A 1,534-nucleotide genomic window follows, 5' to 3' on the forward strand; every position below is an offset into this window, starting at 1 on the left:
GCCAGGTTGATGTCGGCGTCGAGGAACGGGAAGTTCAGCTTGTGGTCGGACCACTTGGTGAAGTCGGACAGGACCGACGACTCGATGATCTTGCCCTTCTTGTTCTTGAACTTCTCGGCCACCGCCAGGTCGAGGATGACCTTCTCGATGGGCGCGTGGTTCACATGGGGCGCGAAGATCATCGACGCGGCGAACTGGCCTTCGTCATCCGGCTTGGCATCGCGGGCACGGAATTTCTTCGCGAGCGCCACGAACACCAGGCGTCCCTTCGGAGACATCCAGCGGTCTTCGCTCTCGATGTAGTGCCACTTCTTCAGGTCGGTAGTCATAGAAAGGTTACCCTCCTAGGTCTCAGGTCGTCAGGTGACAGACCTTACTCGTCACGCAAACGTCGCCGCTTTCCCCCACTCAAGGGGCGGGTGCAGGCGAAACCCAATTCAACTATGCCTCGGCGCGTTCAATTTTTGCGCGAGACAGATCGGCGTAGTATTTGAAGAGACTATGCGGCTGTCGGGAGGCTTCTACCTGTTGCCACAATATGCAGTGAGAGACCTCAACACGTCGGCTGTTGCCGGTGCGCCAGCACTTCAAGTGGATGCCGATATCGGTCAACTGGAAGTCGGTATAAATCCCGACGCCAAGCAACGCGCGGAAACTGTCGAATAGGGTCTCACTCATCGTCGTCCTCCACCGCACCGAACGCGTCGCCTGTGCTCAGCTTCGCCTGCTCGCGTGCGTCCTCAATGGGCGCGAGCACGTAGCCGCTCGATTCCTTCTTCCAGAACTTGTCGGGGCTGTCCGCCTTGCCGAACAGCTCGGCGAACTTCTTCTTGCCGACAGCCTTTTCGAGCTGCGTGAGCGTGAGCAGTTTGGGGTCCTTCAGGTAGTCGTCTTCGGTGAACCCTTCGAGATCGAGGATCGCGATGATCTCATCGTCGCCGATGGTGAACTTGCGATACGCTCGCTTGTCGACCAGCTTGTTGCCATCGGGGATGCGGCCGTCGAGCGCCTCGGCGTGGGCGTGCTGAAGCACGCGACGGATGTACCCTTCGTACACCCTGGCTTCGCGAACGATGCGCCCGAGCTGCGCAGACGTTAGGTCTTTCAGTGAGGGCAAGTGCTTCTCCGTGACTTCTTCGCCAGGCTTCAGCTTCTTCACGCCGAGGCCGTCGCGAACGAAGTCGCGGAGCGCCTCGCAGCCGTGAGCGGCCGGGCAGAATTTGCAGTGCTCGCCCGCGACGAGCGGGGCATTGGGGTCGTCCGTTGCCTGGGCGGCGACAGCCAGCTCAGACTCGAACTCGTAGAGGTCGAACAGATCAATCGTCTCTTCGCGAACCGCTCCGTCCTTGTGGTAGGCGCGCGGCTGGATGATGACGCTGGTGATCTTCTCGACGCCTTCCTTCTCGAACATCCGCGCTGCGCCGACCGCGTAGGTGCGGACCTGCGGGTTGTTCTTGACCTCGACGACGTGACCGCTGCCATACTTGTAGTCGAGCACGATCAGGTGCTTCGTTCGGCGCTTGTAGATCAGGAT

Annotated in this window: 3 protein-coding genes; all 3 read right to left on the bottom strand. The window is 60.1% G+C overall.

The window, feature by feature from the left end:
* A partial coding sequence (locus OO70_RS50255) for a hypothetical protein (RefSeq protein ID WP_043688227.1) occupies positions 1-329 on the bottom strand: 329 nt, incomplete at its 3' end.
* A gap of 112 nt (positions 330-441) precedes the next feature.
* Positions 442-678 carry a hypothetical protein gene (locus OO70_RS55150; protein WP_096766524.1) on the bottom strand — a complete coding sequence of 79 codons (237 nt, stop codon included), beginning with the start codon at positions 676-678 and terminating at the stop codon, positions 442-444.
* Positions 671-1,534 (bottom strand): DUF2800 domain-containing protein (locus OO70_RS50260; RefSeq protein ID WP_043688228.1); only part of this gene is annotated, 864 nt, incomplete at its 5' end. The genes OO70_RS55150 and OO70_RS50260, both read right to left, overlap by 8 nt.

This window comes from Streptomyces xylophagus (assembly GCF_000716435.1).
In the GTDB taxonomy this organism is placed as follows: domain Bacteria; phylum Actinomycetota; class Actinomycetes; order Streptomycetales; family Streptomycetaceae; genus Streptomyces; species Streptomyces xylophagus.

Excerpts from the sequence above, each read along its gene's own strand:
- OO70_RS55150 (WP_096766524.1), bottom strand. The coding sequence starts at position 678 with ATGAGTGAGACCCTATTCGACAGTTTCCGCGCGTTGCTTGGCGTCGGG.